This window comes from Bacillus sp. B-jedd, assembly GCF_000821085.1.
Classification (GTDB): domain Bacteria; phylum Bacillota; class Bacilli; order Bacillales; family Cytobacillaceae; genus Bacillus_D.
Genome location: NZ_CCXR01000002.1, coordinates 155,195 through 171,760, shown reverse-complemented (window position 1 = coordinate 171,760; position 16,566 = coordinate 155,195). Strand labels below are relative to the sequence as shown.

General features: G+C 45.1%; 13 protein-coding genes. 10 read left to right on the top strand and 3 right to left on the bottom strand.

What is annotated here, in order from left to right; genetic code table 11:
* Window positions 1–25 precede the first annotated feature (25 nt).
* A complete protein-coding gene (locus BN1002_RS22620) occupies window positions 26–2,209 on the bottom strand; it encodes an MMPL family transporter (protein ID WP_048828275.1) in 2,184 nt (727 codons plus the stop codon).
* A gap of 137 nt (window positions 2,210–2,346) precedes the next feature.
* A complete protein-coding gene (locus BN1002_RS22615; RefSeq protein ID WP_156129737.1) occupies window positions 2,347–2,514 on the bottom strand; it encodes a hypothetical protein in 168 nt (55 codons plus the stop codon).
* Between the two features lie 254 nt (window positions 2,515–2,768).
* Here BN1002_RS22615 and BN1002_RS22610 point away from each other — a divergent pair, with 254 nt between their 5' ends.
* From BN1002_RS22610 to BN1002_RS22595, 4 genes are all read left to right on the top strand, one after another.
* A complete protein-coding gene (locus tag BN1002_RS22610; protein WP_048828356.1) occupies window positions 2,769–3,725 on the top strand; it encodes a sugar-binding transcriptional regulator in 957 nt (318 codons plus the stop codon).
* A 79-nt stretch (window positions 3,726–3,804) separates the two neighbouring features.
* Entirely contained in the window at window positions 3,805–4,479 is a 675-nt protein-coding gene (gene deoC, locus BN1002_RS22605; protein ID WP_048828273.1) for a deoxyribose-phosphate aldolase, read from the top strand.
* A gap of 24 nt (window positions 4,480–4,503) precedes the next feature.
* On the top strand, window positions 4,504–4,674 hold the full coding sequence (locus BN1002_RS22600; protein WP_048828271.1) for a XapX domain-containing protein: 171 nt from the start codon (window positions 4,504–4,506) through the stop codon (window positions 4,672–4,674).
* A gap of 19 nt (window positions 4,675–4,693) precedes the next feature.
* The gene (locus BN1002_RS22595) at window positions 4,694–5,092 is read left to right on the top strand and encodes a cytidine deaminase (protein ID WP_048828270.1); all 399 of its coding nucleotides are present in this window, start codon (window positions 4,694–4,696) and stop codon (window positions 5,090–5,092) included.
* Between the two features lie 60 nt (window positions 5,093–5,152).
* Here BN1002_RS22595 and BN1002_RS22590 read toward each other — a convergent pair whose 3' ends face one another.
* A complete protein-coding gene (locus BN1002_RS22590) occupies window positions 5,153–5,758 on the bottom strand; it encodes a DNA-3-methyladenine glycosylase (protein ID WP_082036424.1) in 606 nt (201 codons plus the stop codon).
* 252 nt (window positions 5,759–6,010) lie between these two features.
* On the opposite strand from BN1002_RS22590, the gene BN1002_RS22585 reads away from it, so the two are divergent.
* The 6 genes from BN1002_RS22585 to BN1002_RS22560 are packed head-to-tail and all read left to right on the top strand — an operon-like array spanning window position 6,011 to window position 16,528.
* Window positions 6,011–7,609 carry a diguanylate cyclase gene (locus BN1002_RS22585; RefSeq protein WP_197072898.1) on the top strand — a complete coding sequence of 533 codons (1,599 nt, stop codon included), beginning with the start codon at window positions 6,011–6,013 and terminating at the stop codon, window positions 7,607–7,609.
* Window positions 7,609–8,643, top strand: coding sequence for a HEAT repeat domain-containing protein (locus BN1002_RS22580; RefSeq protein WP_048828268.1), 1,035 nt, complete (start codon window positions 7,609–7,611; stop codon window positions 8,641–8,643). Before BN1002_RS22585 ends, BN1002_RS22580 begins: the two co-directional genes overlap by 1 nt.
* The gene (locus BN1002_RS22575) at window positions 8,643–10,058 is read left to right on the top strand and encodes a glycosyltransferase family 2 protein (protein ID WP_442853426.1); all 1,416 of its coding nucleotides are present in this window, start codon (window positions 8,643–8,645) and stop codon (window positions 10,056–10,058) included. Before BN1002_RS22580 ends, BN1002_RS22575 begins: the two co-directional genes overlap by 1 nt.
* The gene (locus BN1002_RS22570; RefSeq protein WP_048828266.1) at window positions 10,055–13,291 is read left to right on the top strand and encodes a hypothetical protein; all 3,237 of its coding nucleotides are present in this window, start codon (window positions 10,055–10,057) and stop codon (window positions 13,289–13,291) included. Before BN1002_RS22575 ends, BN1002_RS22570 begins: the two co-directional genes overlap by 4 nt.
* Window positions 13,288–13,659 carry a response regulator transcription factor gene (locus BN1002_RS22565; RefSeq protein WP_048828265.1) on the top strand — a complete coding sequence of 124 codons (372 nt, stop codon included), beginning with the start codon at window positions 13,288–13,290 and terminating at the stop codon, window positions 13,657–13,659. The genes BN1002_RS22570 and BN1002_RS22565 overlap by 4 nt, the downstream gene beginning before the upstream one ends.
* Window positions 13,646–16,528, top strand: a complete 2,883-nt coding sequence (locus tag BN1002_RS22560) for an ATP-binding protein (protein ID WP_082036414.1) — start codon at window positions 13,646–13,648, stop codon at window positions 16,526–16,528. Before BN1002_RS22565 ends, BN1002_RS22560 begins: the two co-directional genes overlap by 14 nt.
* Window positions 16,529–16,566: the final 38 nt, after the last annotated feature.

Below are 16,566 nucleotides of genomic sequence, written 5' to 3'. Positions count from 1 at the left end.
TTCCTCAAGCTGAAGGGATTACAACTCACTCTCCGCTTTTCAAATCCACTCTCTTCTTTCCATGCCCGAAAAACCACCAGTTCCAGTCGCCGAGCAGCTTCATCAATGAGGGGACGAGCACCATCCTGATGAGCGTGGCATCGATAAAAATCGCAATCGCGATCCCGACACCAAGCTGCTTTACAGGCATTACGCCAGTGAAGGCAAAAGCGCCGGTTACGACAATCATTATAGCGGCCGCTGAGGTGATGATTTTGCTCGTCGTTGTCAGCCCAAGAATCGTTGACTTGCTGTTATCGCCGGTTTCAAGATAGTACTCCTGTATGCGGGAAATCAGGAATACCTCATAGTCCATTGACAAACCGAAGACGAGCGAGAAAACAAAGACAGGCAGGATGAGGGCGATATCGACCGGATCCATTCCAAGATGCCCCTGCTGGAATATATAGACGACAATTCCAAAGGTGGCCCCGAGGCTCAGCATATTCATTAGAATGGCTTTAATCGGTATAAGGATGGAACGGAAAGCCATCATCAGAATGATAAATGTTGAAATGAAAATCAAGGCTAATCCGTACGGCGCTTTTTCATAGATTTCATCAAAAATTTCCTGTTCAAATTTGATATGGCCACCAAAATACGCTTTCAACCCGTAATCCTTGACCGCCCATTCCCTTACCCATTCGCGGGCCTTATCGGAGTGTTCGCCAGTCTTAAGAAAAACGTTGACGAGCATCTTATCATCATGGATAAAATGCTTTTCGGCCATGGCGAACTTTTCAGCCGCCGTTTGATCACCGGAAGAAAGAAACTTGGCTTGGACAATCTCTTTTCCATTCGAAAGGCCTGTCGCGGTGAAAACTGATTCAATCGATTTGACCAGTGTGCTGTCTTCCAGCTTAGCAATAGCTTCACTTGCCGCATCAAGATTTTTCTCATTACTCATGGTTCCATCTGACTCAAAAACAATCGTTATTTTTTGATAGTCGCGCTTGCCTTCAGGCTGGAATTCCTTCCTGAAGGTTTCATAGGCAACACGGGATTCGTAATTTTTCGGGAGGGAATCCGTTCCCGGAATGGTCAGATGCATTTCTCTCACTGGAATGAGGCCGGCAAACAGAATCGCGAAAGCCGCCAGCATCATAATAATCGGATGCTTCATGACCGTTTTTGCAAAAGAATGCCACCCACTTTTCTTAATCTTTCCTGATTTAATGAGGGTGAATTTATGAATCCTCTGGCCTAGCAAAGACAAAAAGGCTGGAAGAAAAGTGATTGCGCATAGGGCAGAGACAAAAACGACAATCATTCCGCCGAGAGCGACATTCTGGAAAATATCAATCTGGATGAATAAAAGCCCTGACAGCCCGATAAAGACACACAATGCCGAAAATATAATCGATCTGCCGGCAGTTGCTACAGTTACTTCAAGGCTTTCCCTGACAGATTTCGTCTGTAATTCTTCCTTGTAGCGGTTAATGATCAGCAGGGCGAAATCGATACTCAAAGCAAGCCCGATCATCGGGACAATATTTAAAATAAAGATAGATAAATTTGTTGTGTGGCTGAAAAAATAGACGATCCCCATTGTCATCAGGATTGAGACAATTCCAATAATGAGCGGAATTGAAGCCGCCACAAGCCCGCCAAATGCCAGGATCAGGACAACAAGGGCAATCGGCAGGCCGATCATTTCCGCCCTGGCGAGATCCTTCTGGCTCGCCTCATTCAAATCCTTGACGATAACCGGTTCACCGGTCATTTTGACAGTCATGCCCTTTTTATCCTTCAAAAAGCCTTTCAGTTCCCGGATTTCATCAGCAAGGCTGCCTGCATCTTTATCAAAGGAAATGACGCCATAAGCAAAGTTGCCCTTTACCATACCTTGCATTTCCAATGGAGATGTCAGGCTTGAAGCAGGCTCATACTTTTTAAGCCTTGCAAAAGTATCCTTCAAATAAGACTGCCATTCCTTTTCAGAAACATCTTTTTCTTTTTCAAACAGCAGGATGACTGTGGATTCCGGCTGTCCGAAATCCTTTTCAAGTATTTCCCTTGTCTCATTATATGTACCTTCGTATTCAAAACCATTTCCGCTTAATACAGAAGGAAGCTTAAAGGCGAATATCGCGAAAAAAATAATGATTGCCGCCCATGCCGCCAAAATGGCGAATTTATACCGATCTGCAAGCTGTCCGAGCTTACCCAAAACAATGACCTCCCTTATCAACATCCGCTATTACATTCTGTCATATTTGAACCCGAATTGCGCCAGATTTTTAAACAAATCGCTATGTTCAAGATGAGAACAAAAGCTCGGAAATCATAATTTTTTTATTTATTTGTTTAGCAATGTTGTCCTAGATTGTTGATTTCCACTCCGGGGACATGCTTTCCGCGGGGCGAAGCATCTACCTGCACCAACATCATGAGAAACATCCATGAATTGGCTTCGTGCTGCTTTGCGACGAGCTGAAGTTTCTCTCCCCCGAAAAATCTATGGCGCAGGAGCATTCTTTTTGGAGCCTCCTCGTCGCTTTGCTCCTGTGGGGTCTCCACGTGCCGCTCCATCCCGCCGGAGTCAGTCCCCTCCGTTCCAATCAACTTCATTGAAAATTTAACGGCAGGGCTTTTGCCGGTTTTGACAGAAGTTTTTACCCTTCCTTTAAGTTTCTGAATCCTAGAAGATGGTTATTATGAGGAAAACAAATTGTTTACGCCCTCACTTTTGGTAAAATAGAGCCAAGACTAGGATGCGGGTGATTTATTTGGAAAAAGAAAAACTGGCCAAAATTATAGAAGCGGCCAAGCTTTATTATCTTTTGGACTACAATCAACATGATATAGCAAAAGTGCTTGGAGTTTCCAGACCGACCGTTTCCCGCCTCTTGCAGGCCGCTAAGGAAGAGGGGATAGTCCAGATTACAATCAAGGACCCGATGGAGAATGTGGATAGCCTGGCCGACTCGCTTGAAGAGTTGTTCGGTCTGAAAAAGGCCATCGTTGTTTCCATTCCACAGTATGAGGGAACAATTATTAAAACATTCCTCGGTGAAGCGGCCGCGTCTTTCCTCCATGAAATCGCTAAAGATGGGGACACTATCGGGGTAACGTGGGGAACGACCCTTTACCATGTAGCGGTTGAATTGAAACAAAAGGCGGTGAATGATGTAAAGGTTGTCCAGCTGAAAGGCGGGGTCAGCCATTCTGAGACGAATACATACGCTTCCGAAATCCTGTATTTATTCGGAAAAGCGTTCAATACGGCTCCCCATTACCTGCCGTTGCCAGCCATCGTCGACCATCCTGTAGTAAAGCAGGCTATGGAAGCCGACCGGCATATCAGAAAAATACTTGATCTAGGCAAGGAAGCGAATATCGCGATGTTTACGACAGGGCCGGTGAAAGAGGAATCACTCCTTTTTCAGCTTGGCTATTTTTCAGAAAGCGATCTTGAATCCCTGTATGGAAGAGCCGCTGGTGACATTTGCTCACGCTTCTTCGACTTGGAAGGGCGGATTTGCAATGAGAGTTTGAATGGACGGACGCTTGGCATCAATCTTGAAGACCTGAAAGAAAAAGAACATTCCATTCTCGTGGCCGGAGGGCAGCATAAAGTAGACGGTATTTTCGGCGCGCTTAAGGGCGGATACGCGAACGTCCTTATTACCGACCATTTTACAGCCCAGCTTTTGCTGGATAAATCCGGGAATTCAAAAGATTAAACATTTGTTCAAAAATAGTTTTACATTTGTTCGTCTATTTTGTTATAGTTAAATTAGGAATTTATAGGAGGTTCTTACGATGTCTCAAACAGTTGCAAGGATGATTGATCATACAATATTGAAAGCAAATGCCACAAAAGCTGAAATTGAAAAGCTTGCTCAAGAGGCGAAGCAATATAAATTCGCATCGGTCTGCGTGAATCCTGTCTGGGTGAAAACAGCTGCCGAATTGCTGAAGGATGCTCCAGAAGTGAAAGTCTGCACAGTGATTGGGTTCCCGCTCGGCGCAAGCACACCGGAAACCAAGGCTTTCGAAACAAAAAACGCAATTGAAAATGGCGCCACAGAAGTGGATATGGTCATCAATATCGGAGCTTTGAAGGACGGCAATGAAGAGCTGGCCGAACGCGATATCAGGGCCGTTGTCGATGCCGCAAAAGGCAAGGCACTGACGAAAGTCATTATCGAGACTTCCTTGCTTTCGGATGAAGAAAAGGTGAAGGCATGTGAACTTGCTGTTAAAGCAGGAGCCGATTTTGTGAAAACATCCACCGGTTTTTCGACTGGCGGAGCAACTGTCGAGGATATCCGCTTAATGAGGGAAACGGTCGGCCCAGACATCGGTGTTAAAGCATCCGGGGGAGTCAGGAGCCGTGAGGATGCACTTAATATGATTGAAGCAGGAGCGACAAGAATCGGAGCAAGCTCCGGCGTGGCCATCGTAAAAGGTGAAACTTCAAGCGATTCATACTAATATGACCAGTGAAGAGGGCGTATAATGAAAGAAGTATTTCTGGCATTAGCGGCCGGGATGATGGTTGGGATTGTATTCAAGTTTTTGAAGCTGCCCCTGCCCGCGCCTCCGGTACTATCAGCTGTAGTAGGGGTATTTGGCGTCTATTTTGGAGGCGTCGTGTTTGAATGGCTGTTTAAGTTATACCAAAGCTAGCTTACGGGAGTGGAACAAGGTGGAAGAAAAAGACCTAATCAAAGAAGCGATAAAAGCAAGAGAAGCAGCATACGTCCCTTATTCAAAGTTTGCCGTTGGAGCGGCTCTTCTGTCAAAAGACGGCCGTGTCTTCCATGGCTGCAATATTGAAAACGCGGCGTATCCGATGACGAATTGCGCGGAGCGGACGGCCATTTTCAAGGCGGTTTCAGAAGGAGTAACAGAATTCACGGCTATTGCGGTCGTTGCGGACACCGACAGGCCATGTTCACCATGCGGCGCTTGCCGGCAGGTCATTGCTGAGCTCTGCGGGCCGGAAATGGATATTATTCTGACCAACCTTAAAGGCGACGTGATGAAAGTGCGATCCGAAGATATTCTGCCGGGTGCCTTCCTTCCTGCAGATTTGGGAAATTGATCATATTTTCAAAAGATAAGAGCCGGCTCCCATGCCGGCTCTTTCTAATTTAAAAGGAAATCACCTTGAAACGAAACGGTTGCCGGTGATCCAGAACCGCCACGGATAATCTTTGGCCTCACCCGAATTGCCAATTCCAATCCGCGGACCCTCGGAAATGGCTTCTGGCAAGTATCCTTTTGCGATAAAAAGGGGAGGTTCAGTAAATGACCTTCCATAGTCATCTATCGTAATGCCGAGCGCCTTTGTCAATTTCCCTGGCCCGCTTGTCAGTTTCACTGTTTCGGCAACCCCTCTCCGGTTATGCATGAATGTCTCCCCGTAAACCGGTTCGACCGCCCTGATTAAGACCGCCTCAGGATTGCCTAGCCCGCCGCTGACAACATTAACGAGGCAGTGCGTGTGCATAACATACGTATAGACAAGCCCCGATTCCCCGAACATGATCTCTGTGCGTTTTGTCCTTCGGTTCATATAACTGTGGGCGGCACGGTCTCCCGGGCCGATGTATGCTTCAGTCTCAACGATATACCCCGCCGCCAGCCCTTCGGATGTTTCTTTTGCCAAAATGCAGCCGAGCAGAGATCGGGCAAGTTCCAATGTTGGCTGTTCAAAAAAGGGCCGGGTAAGGAGAGTGAATTCCTGCCCTGACATTTCTCTATCCATGTACTCCATAAATTCCTCCGAAATTGACGTTTTATTAAACGATTCCCCGCAAATTAAATGTTTAATCCGGTCTAACTGGGTAATTGAAAGGAAAGTCCTTTTTATGTTCACAAAATTGCCCATACTTTAGACTCATTCTTTATGGGAAAAGTTGTTTCCAAGGTGGAGACCTACTAAACTAATAGAATAGGTATTTCGCTATAAACTGACACCAATCGGGTTTTTCCCCGGGGACTGATGGAGCTGGTCAAAGTGGAGATAAAAAAATTTGAAAAAATGCTATTGAAGAGAATAAAGAACCAATTGTCTGACTGGTTCGACATACAGGATGCAGTTTTGCCGACAGAAGGCGAATTGTATCAATTCTTGCATTCCATAAAAGGAACGGCTGGCACTGTCGGCCTTATGCCATTATCAAACCTGTCAGGCAGGCTGATGGATGGTGTTGAAGAAGGCGGCAGCAGACAATGGAGTGCTAAGGCGCTTCGAGATTATCTGCTGGAGCTATCTTCAATGACGTATAATTACGAGGCGATTATTGATGAGGAAAAGGAATGTACGGACAGGAATGTCCCGCTGATTCAAATTATTAGTGAGGATGTCGGTCTCCTCGTCCATATTAGGGATGCAATGGAGGAGAACGGTTGGATTGCCATTGCTTATACTAGCTATGAAAAAGCGGCCCGAAGCCAGCTTGATATAAAACCTGATTGCATCGTCATTGACAACGATGGGGATGCCATACTGGCTCTAAGGCATTTCGGCAAACTCAATAGAAATCAATTCTTACCTACCGTTTTGCTGGGAGTGGGCCAGAACCGGAAGGCTAGGATGGATGCTTATAGGGAGGGAGCCGATGATGTTATCGAAAAACCTCTTGAAATGGATGAATTGAAAATCCGCGTGGGAAGGCTGCTGGAGCGTAAGAAATTATTTGATCAATCAGCTTTGCTGGATGAATTGACCGGCTTGTATAATCGCCGATTCCTCGAGGATGCTTTTAGAAGGAATCAAGCTGCTTTATCAAGGACCAATAAACCATTTTGCATCGCGATTCTTGACCTCGATAATTTTAAAACAATTAATGATGAATATGGCCATTTGGCGGGAGACAGGATCCTGGCTGCTTTCTCTTTAACATTGAAGGAGGGTATCCGCGCTTCCGACATTTCTTTCCGGCTGGGTGGAGAGGAATTCGGGATTCTTTTCCCTGATACTGATATGAAACAGGCCCGAAACATTCTTGAAAGGCTTCTTAAGGAGTGTAAGGAAAAATCGTTTACTGAAAATGGAAAAATATTTTCAGTCACTTTCTCCGCAGGCACCTTTCTTGTAAACGATGAAGGAATCAACCTTGAAACAGTCCTCGAAAGTGCGGACCAGGCCATGTATAGCGCAAAGAGAAATGGGAAATCGCGTATTGCCGAAGCAGAGCATGGCAACCCCCTTTCCAAAAAAACGCTGCATATCTCAATTATTGACGATGATGCCATTATCCGTTCCATGCTAAGCAAAATTATTGGAGGACTGGACACCCCTTATTACGAAATGGATGTCGATGTCTTTGAGGATGGAAGGAAGTTTTTTGATTCCGGCCGACTTGATGAGGAAGGGAGTCATTTCCTTATCCTTGATGGCGTCATGCCGGTCATGGACGGGTTGGAGGTACTCCAAAAAGTCAGAAGGGATTTCGCGGGCAGGGCTGTAAAAGTATTAATGCTGACTGGGCGCAAGAATGAATACGACATTGCCAGGGCATTGCAGCTCGGGGCGGATGATTACGTCACGAAGCCGTTTAGCATAACTGAACTTGAAGCCAGAGTCAAAGTCCTTATCCAGAGGCCGAATTAATGGCGAGGGAATTAGTTTACCTGTTCATTGTGACGGCTCTGTTCATCGGTATTTTATTTGTCATGCTGTTTTATTTAAGCATCAGGAAATCCGCCGCCAATAAAACGCGGAAACAAATCGAGGAATATAAAGAAACATACAACCCCATCCTATTTGAATACATCGTAGGCGGGAATGTCTCCAGAAAGCTCGTCCCGAATAATGTGGTGCAGAAAAAAGCGGTGGAGGAGCTTTTGGCAAAATATTCCGAAATCCTCGAGGGGGAGGAAGAACGGAAAAGCTTGACATCGATGGCGAACCTCCACTTGACCGAGTATTATCGCGTCCGTCTCAGAAGCCGAAAATGGAGTTCAAGAATGAATGCTCTCTATTATATTGAGAAATTCAATATGGATACATTGCTCAAAGATCTCTTTTCGATGCTTGGACAAAAAAGGATATCTCGTGATGAGTTGACCCATATACTGAGGATTCTCGCCAATTTCCAATTTATTAACCTTTACGATTATTTAAATAAAAAATATGCTTTCTTATCGGGATTTGAATGCAGAAATATCCTTGTCCGGCTTGGAAGCGGGCATTTTGATCAGTTTATCCTCGGCTTTCACAAGGCAAGACCCGATTTGCAGTATGCCATCCTGGATGTGATTGGGGTTAAAAGGGAAGTGCGCTTTCTGCCCTTTTTGGAATCTATCTTTCAAACCTATAAAGGCGAGGCCAAACTCCGGGCTTTAAAGGCGATCGGATCGATTGGATACGTCGGAAATCTCGCCCCATACTTGCCGCTCGCACATTCCGAAAAATGGGAAGAGCGGATGATGGCGGCGAGGCTGATTGGTGCGATGAAGGCTAAAGAGGGGATCGGCGATTTGATTCGTTTGCTCCATGACCGTTCATGGTGGGTGCGGTCCCAGGCTGGACAGGCACTGGCAAAATTCCCTGAAGGAAAAACAACTTTACAGGAAATAGCGGAAACAACGGAGGATCCATTCGCAAGGGATATGGCGATTGAATGGATCAATAAAGGAGTTTGATGATGCCTACTCTTGAATGGCTTGACATCGTTACATTTTTTGGCTGGTTTATTGCAATTTACATGTCCTGTGTCATCGCTTTTTACTCTATTATTCTTGTTTTTTCTGTTATTCAGCTGAGAAGAGAATACCAGCTTGATCGGGACCAGGCTTATATGGAATATATGAATGAAATTTATACAAAGCCAGTTTCAATTATTGTTCCGGCTTACAACGAAGAAGCAGGAGTCGTCCAAAGTGTCCGGTCGCTTCTTTCTATGAACTATCCGTTGTTTGAAGTGATTGTAGTCAATGACGGCTCGAAAGATAATACTCTTGGCAAAATGATAGACAGCTACGATATGAAGGAAATAAAAAAGGTTGTCAGGAAACAGCTTGACACAAAGCAGGTGCGGAAAATTTACCAATCCAGTCTCCTTCCTAACCTTTATATGATTGATAAAGACAATGGAGGAAAGGCGGATGCCTTGAATGCGGGGCTCAACTTTTCAAATTACCCGTACGTTTGCTCCCTCGATGGCGATTCGGTACTCGAAAATGATGCCTTCTTGAAGGTGATGAAGCCTATCATTGATTCAGATGAGGAAGTTATTGCCTCTGGAGGAAGTGTGCGGATTGCGAATGGATGCGACATCCGGGACGGCCATATCCTGAGAATCGGTCTGTCGAGCCATCCGCTTGTCATCATGCAAATCATTGAATATTTGCGTGCATTCCTGATGGGAAGAATCGGTCTGAGCAGGCATAATTTACTGCTTATCATATCGGGGGCCTTCGGCGTATTTTCAAAGCGCTGGGTCATTGAAGCGGGTGGTTACAAAACGAATACTGTCGGCGAAGATATGGAACTGGTTGTCCGGCTGCACCGGCTCATGAAGGAAAAAGGACAAAAGAAAAAGATTGTTTACGTTCCGGACCCCGTCTGCTGGACCGAGGTCCCGGAGGATATGACAACGCTTCGCAGGCAAAGAAGCAGATGGCACCGCGGTTTATTCGAAAGCCTCTGGACTCACCGAAAACTGACATTCAACCCGAAATACGGTTCTATAGGATTCATCTCATTCCCATACTTCTGGCTAGTTGAATTCCTGGGGCCCATCGTGGAGCTAACCGGTTATATATTTGTTGTTCTCTGCCTATTTCTTGGCGGTATCTATTTCGAATTTGCGATTCTCATTTTCCTCCTCTCACTTCTTTACGGATCAATCATTTCAATGGCGGCGGTTTTGCTGGAGGAGTGGACGCTGACGAAATATTCGAAGGTAAGTGACATTGTTAAACTCTTTTTGTACTCCATTACAGAGACGATTTGGTACAGACCGCTTACCGTCCTTTGGCGGTGCGAGGGAATCTGGAAGCTGATCAAAGGAGATACAAGCTGGGGAGAAATGAAACGAAAAGGGGTATCACAATGAAACGGCTTAAAAATAAGCCCCGCCTATATGTTATTTTGTTTACCGTCTTATTTGTGGCAGCAGTGACAGCACCGTTTTGGCTTTGGCAAATCAAGGGGTCAAAAAAGCTTAATGTTTTTATTATTGATAAAACAGTCCCGGATCAGAGTTACAGGGAACATAACGGGCTAGTATGGGTTTTGAACAATGAAAAATATAAAACAGATGATGGAGAAGCCTATTCCGCCAAAAAACATTACAGCGGGTTTAAGCCTGGGGAAGGCGGCAAGTTCAGTACGATTGGCTTGCCGGAAAATCTCGAAAGGCAGGATGTCATTTATTTGGCGGACCAATATGGCGTTTATGAAGAAGAATTTTCGGGCGGGAACAAGCTTGGCAAACGGTCCGAAATGCTTTACGGAGGGCTTCAGCCTGAAGAACTTGATCAAATCGAAACGGCGCTTCATACCGGCAAAGGAAAAACCTTTATCGCGGAATTTAATACGTTTGGCAGCCCGGCGACACCTGAAGTCCGTTCGCGGATTTCCAATATACTGAATGCTGATTGGACAGGATGGATCGGTCGTTATTTCCCAGATATGACAAGCGAAGAAGTCCCTGTCTGGGCAAGGGAGCAATATGAAAAACAGACAGGTAAATGGGAGTTCTCCGGACCTGGGTTTGTGTTTGTGAATCAGGAGGATTATGTCGTCGTTGCGCCTGCGAATGAATTAACCGGAAAAGGCGCCAAGTTTTCTTATACGAATGCCGGGGAAAAGCGATTCGGGCAAAAATTGGATACAGCCTATCAATATTGGTTTGATATTATTGAAGCCCGCGATAAATCGGAAATTCTCGCCTCTTACCGTCTTCCGTTAAAGGAGAAGGCGAAGGAAAGGCTTGCGGGCTTCGGAATCCCAGCCGATTTTCCCGCAGTCGTATCCCATGAAAACGCCCGGTTCACGTCATATTATTTTGCCGGTGATTTTGCAGATGAAGGGGAAGTGCCCTCCATTTATCAAACAAAAGGGCTTGCAGAATGGCGGCAATTTCTCGGGGCAGAAAACTCGTTTTACTGGGAAGCATATGTCCCGATGATGAAAAAACTGTTGAAGAATGGCCTTCATAAAGGCGTGGACCAGCAGAAAGTGCAACTTGCCGAAAACGGTGGAATAAAGACAAACAGCAAAACGGGTGATGATTACATCCAGGTGATGCGAAACGGGAAATGGGAAAACCTCCTGATAAAAGGCGTAAATATGGGAATTGGAAAGCCGGGGCATTTTCCGGGTGAAGCAGCCATTACAAAAGACGAGTATATCCGCTGGTTCAAGGCAATCGGGGCAATGAATACGAATGCGCTCAGGATTTACACTCTCCACCCGCCTGTGTTTTACGAGGCACTCAAAGAGTATAATGAAACCGCTAAAAAGCCTCTTTATCTTTTTCATGGCGCCTGGGTGAATGAAGACGAACTGGTGAAAGGTAAGGATGCCTATTTAAGTACCGAGGATTTCAAGACTGAACTGACTTATCTAGTCGATATTATTCATGGGAACGCAGAGCTGCCTGAGCGAAAAGGCCATGCTTCTGGTTCTTATAAAACAGACATTTCAAAATATGTCCTCGGCATCATTGCAGGAATCGAGTGGGACCCGCAGATGACTGTGTCGACGAACGAGAAACATAAAGGCATGAAGCAATACGAGGGAACGTATTTCCGGACAGACGGAGCGTCGCCTTTTGAAATATGGCTGGCCCAAATGATTGATTATACAGCCAAGTATGAGACGGATAAATACGGCTGGCAGCATACGATGAGCTTTACAAACTGGGTTACGACGGATTTACTGAAGCATCCTTCAGAGCCATCCAAAGAGGAAGACGTTGTTACGGTAAATCCAAATCACATTTTGCCAAAAGAGGATTTTCAGGCGGGAGTGTTTGCTTCCTATCATATTTATCCTTATTATCCCGACTTCTTGAATTTGGATGAAAAATATTTAAAGTATAAAGATGCTGATGGTAATCCAAATAACTACGCCGGCTATCTGAACGATCTCATAAAAGAGCACAGCATGCCTGTCGTGGTAGCGGAATTCGGGGTGCCTTCCTCAAGGGGAATTGCCCACTCGAATCCATTCGGAATGGGCCAGGGGAAGCATTCCGAGCAGGAACAGGGTGATATCAATACTACTTTATTTAAATCGATTGTAGATGAAGGGTACGCCGGAGGAATGGTCTTTTCCTGGCAGGATGAATGGTTTAAAAAAACATGGAACACGATGGATTTAGATAATCCTTCCCGAAGGCCATTTTGGGATAATCAACAAACGAATGAGGAGCATTTTGGGATATTGGGATTTGACCCTGGAGAAAAGGGGACAACTATTTATCCAGACGGAAAAATAGATGACTGGGTAAAATTAGGGAGCAAGCCCGCCTACCAGTCGAAGGAAGGATCGATTAAGGAAGCCCATTTTGCCGCGGATGCCGGCTATCTGCACTTCCTTTTAAAATTAAACGAGCCTGCGAATCTTGAAAAAATGCCGATCAGTCTCCTGCTTGATACAGTACCAGGCCAGGGACAGAAGGAAATAAAAAATCTTGGGGAAGGCAGATTCAAGTCCGGTTTTGGGACAGACTTCATCATTAACCTCGGTGGAGAAAAAAATTCGCGTGTATTAGTGGACAGCTATTATGACCCATTCTATTACTATTATGGGTATATGTTGAAAATGATAGCGGAAAAGCCGTATGCCCAGGATAAAGTTAATGGTGTATTCCACCCAGTAAAGCTCGCGTTGAATAAGAAACGGGTCCACCCGATTACGAAGGAAGTTTTGCCATTTGAGGATATTGAAACGGGTGTCCTTACTTATGGTACGGGCAACCCGAAAGACAAGAATTTTAACTCGCTCACAGATATCAGCTTGAGTAAGGATAAAAAAGTGATTGAAGGCCGGATTGCCTGGCAGTTAATCAATATTAAGGATCCGAGCCAGCATGAAGCAATGGGTGATTTGTGGAAGGGCGGACCCAAAAAGAGCGTCTTTATTGATGGGATTCGAATTGCTGTTACCCAGGCTGAAAATGGCGAAATAAAAGAATTGTTTCCTGGCGGGGGGAATGAACCATACGTATTTACGTGGAAAAAATGGCAGGAACCCTATTATCATGAACGGCTGAAGGAATCCTATTACATCATGAAAAAGGCGTACGAAACGATTGGGATTGAGGGGGAGCGGAAATGAAACGGATTTTGCTCGCGGAAGATGAAGAAATATTAAGGATGCTTGTGGTCGATACTTTCGAAGACAGCGGATTTGAAATTGATGAGGCGGCGGATGGCCAGGAAGCGCTAAAGCTGTTTGCTGATAATAACTATGATTTAGTCATTCTCGATTATATGATGCCAGTTTATACCGGTATGGAGGTAATTGAAAGAATTAGGGACAAAGCCAGCCATGAAGGTACTAAAATTGTCATGCTGTCAGCGAAGAGCCAGCAGTACGAACAGGAGAAGGTACTTTCCGCAGGTGCTGATTATTTTATATCCAAACCCTTCAGCCCAGCAGAGCTGTTAGGAAAAATAGAGGGAATTTTGCATGGGGAGGATTAGTAATTACGTAAACAAGAGCTTATCCAGAAGGCTGGGAGTGGTGATGGGCGGTTTTTTTGCTACTTTTCTGGTAGGAACCGCGATTCTGATTGCCATCCTCAATTCACTGAATCATTCTTATACTTATGAGCGCAAGGCTCTTAAAGAAAAAACAAGCCAAGCCCAGCAAATCAACTCCGCTTTCAATCAGGCCTTTTTCAATGCACGCGGTTACTTGGCATTAGGCAATGTGGAGATGAAAAAGGACACCGAAAATAAAGAGGAAGCGATCAGGAAATATGTCCAAGGCTTCGAACAGCTGGCCGTAACTGAAAAGGATATTGTCGTCTTGCAAAATATCCATGATTTTTCCGGCTACTATTTTGGCGAAGTCATACCAGTTGTATTTAAGGAGTATGAAAGCGGAGTACGCGGGCAGGAACTGGCAATCGCTAATTCCGAAGCCACCAGAAAAGTAGTGGAATTCAAGGATTTTTTAAATGATTATATTACCGGACTGGACGTGGAGCTTAACCACCGCTTTAATACGTACACCACAATGCAATCGAATATTATTCTCATGTTTATTGTATTCATAGTCGGCATTCTGCTTACGCTGCTTTTCATTACGAGAATGATGCTTAGCCAGGCGGGAAAGCCATTGTCTGAGCTAGCAGTTGCGGCCAACCAAATTGCGGATGGGAAGAATGCAACAATCCATGTTGATAAAAAGCGGAAGGACGAAATTGGCGTCCTGTCAAAGGCATTTCACATCATGGCTGAAAAAGTGGTGGAAAAGGAACGTGACTTGCTGGAACAAAATCATACATTAATCGAGCAAAAGGTAGAACTCCATGCCCAGCAGGAGGAATTGGAAAAGACACTTAAGATATTAAGGGCCCACGATGCCAAGCTTAGCAGCCGCAATGAATTGATCAATGGGATGTCAAGGTCTTTGAACAAGCAGGAAGTACTCGATAGTGTTGTCGTTAATATGAGAAGGGTCCTTAAAGCCGATCAGGGAGTCATCGTTTTGATGTCTGACTTTTCAGCTGCTTCTGAAGGAATTTCAGTTGAGGGAGTCAGCCAGTTTATCCGGCACCTCCAAGCGGGCATGTTCACGAAACTTGCATCGGAGAAAGGGCCAGTCACGGTAGAACGCCGTTCAAAGGACGAAGAAAACGGCTTCCACCAAGGAGATTTCTTTTGCCAGGATTTATATCTGCCCATTTTTACCGCAGAAAAAGAAATTGCCGCCATAATGTGTTTTACAAGGTACGGACAGCGGTTTTCTCCGGGCGATTACGAGGACTGGCGGGCGTTTTCAAAAAACATTGGGATTGCCCTTGATAAGATATCACTTTTCGAATTATCTGACCGGGAAAGGCGGCTTAATCAAAGCATACTGGACACCATTAAAGAGGGCGTCCTGCTTGTTGATAAAAATGGTGCCATTCTGCAGACAAACGGCCAATTCTGTGAAATGTTCAGCTTGAAGGAAACACAGCTGGCGGGTATGAAACAATACCAGTGGGGCAGCAGGATGGTGATTTATGTTGAAGATGGTCGGGAATTCCTTGATTATCTTGCTAAAACCATTTCAGGGACGGGTAAATCTGAAGCATTCACCTTTAAGAAAAAAGACAGCGCCCAGGTGATCAGGGTTTATAGTGAAGCAGTCTGGCAAGGCGAAGAACGTCTTGGCACTGTTTTTGTCCATCGCGATATTACAAAGGAATTTGAAGTCGATCAAATGAAATCAGAATTTGTCAGCACAGTCAGCCATGAGTTAAGAACTCCGCTTGCCAGTATCCTGGGCTTCAGTGAACTGATGTTGCATAGGGAAATAAAGCCGGAAAGGCAAAAAAAGTACGTTTCCACCATCTTGAATGAAGCAAAAAGACTGACGAGCCTGATAAATGATTTTCTTGATGTGCAAAAAATGGAGGCTGGCAAGATGGCCTATGAAAAAAAGCCAGCCAACCTTGGCGAAATTCTTGAAAATGTTGCGGAAATATACAGGCAAACGACAGATAAGCATGAGATAATCCTGAAAGCTTTTTGTGAAAATCCGATATTCCTTGGGGATAAGGAAAAGATGGAACAGGTTTTCAGAAATCTCATCAGCAACGCGATAAAATATTCTCCTGACGGCGGAACAATCCAGTTAAACGTCCGATGCGAAAATGGGCAGATTAAAGTGGAAGTCCGCGATCAGGGAATTGGAATACCGGAAGAGGCCATTGGCAAGCTTTTCACGAAGTTCTATCGGGTCGACAATTCCGACCTCCGGAAAATAGGCGGAACTGGACTAGGCCTGGCGATTGTCCAGGAAATTGTGAAGGCGCACCGGGGGGATATTTCCGTTTCTTCCATACCAGGATTGGAAACAACTTTCACCGTTTCCTTGCCCGCCATTCAGCAACAAGCGGAGGATAGTCTGATGGAGAAAGAATACAATCCTTCTCGTTATAGAGTTGTTGTTGTAGAAGATGATCCGAGCCTGGCATCATTAATCAGCCAGGAACTCTCAGAAAGCGGATTTCTAGTGGATCATTTTGCAAATGGTCAGTCCGCACTTGCATCAATGGAAAAAAAGCCGCCGGATGCTCTTGTGCTTGATATTATCCTTGAAGGCGGAGAGCTTAATGGCTGGGAGATCATGAGCAGGATGAAGGAACGGGAAAACCTGAAGCATATTCCAATCATCATTTCGAGTGCCATTGATGAGAAATTAAAAGGGCTCAAACTTGGCGCCCAGGAATACCTTGTTAAACCGTACAAACCAAGCTTCCTTTCCAAGACCATCATGCAGACCCTCTTGAAAAGGGATAAGATGGGACAGATTTTTGTCCCGGGAAAATTGGATGCCGATGAAAATAATCAATAGCGATCGGTTGCAAAGGGCCCCTGTAAAAAGGGGCTTTT

What these genes read in the sequence shown, in the direction of transcription:
- deoC (WP_048828273.1), top strand. Translation starts at nt 3,805, where the DNA reads ATGTCTCAAACAGTTGCAAGGATGATTGATCATACAATATTGAAAGCA.
- BN1002_RS22565 (WP_048828265.1), top strand. Translation starts at nt 13,288, where the DNA reads ATGAAACGGATTTTGCTCGCGGAAGATGAAGAAATATTAAGGATGCTT.
- BN1002_RS22615 (WP_156129737.1), bottom strand. Translation starts at nt 2,514, where the DNA reads ATGCTCCTGCGCCATAGATTTTTCGGGGGAGAGAAACTTCAGCTCGTC.
- BN1002_RS22580 (WP_048828268.1), top strand. Translation starts at nt 7,609, where the DNA reads ATGGCGAGGGAATTAGTTTACCTGTTCATTGTGACGGCTCTGTTCATC.
- BN1002_RS22600 (WP_048828271.1), top strand. Translation starts at nt 4,504, where the DNA reads ATGAAAGAAGTATTTCTGGCATTAGCGGCCGGGATGATGGTTGGGATT.
- BN1002_RS22575 (WP_442853426.1), top strand. Translation starts at nt 8,643, where the DNA reads ATGATGCCTACTCTTGAATGGCTTGACATCGTTACATTTTTTGGCTGG.
- BN1002_RS22560 (WP_082036414.1), top strand. Translation starts at nt 13,646, where the DNA reads ATGGGGAGGATTAGTAATTACGTAAACAAGAGCTTATCCAGAAGGCTG.
- BN1002_RS22590 (WP_082036424.1), bottom strand. Translation starts at nt 5,758, where the DNA reads ATGGATAGAGAAATGTCAGGGCAGGAATTCACTCTCCTTACCCGGCCC.
- BN1002_RS22570 (WP_048828266.1), top strand. Translation starts at nt 10,055, where the DNA reads ATGAAACGGCTTAAAAATAAGCCCCGCCTATATGTTATTTTGTTTACC.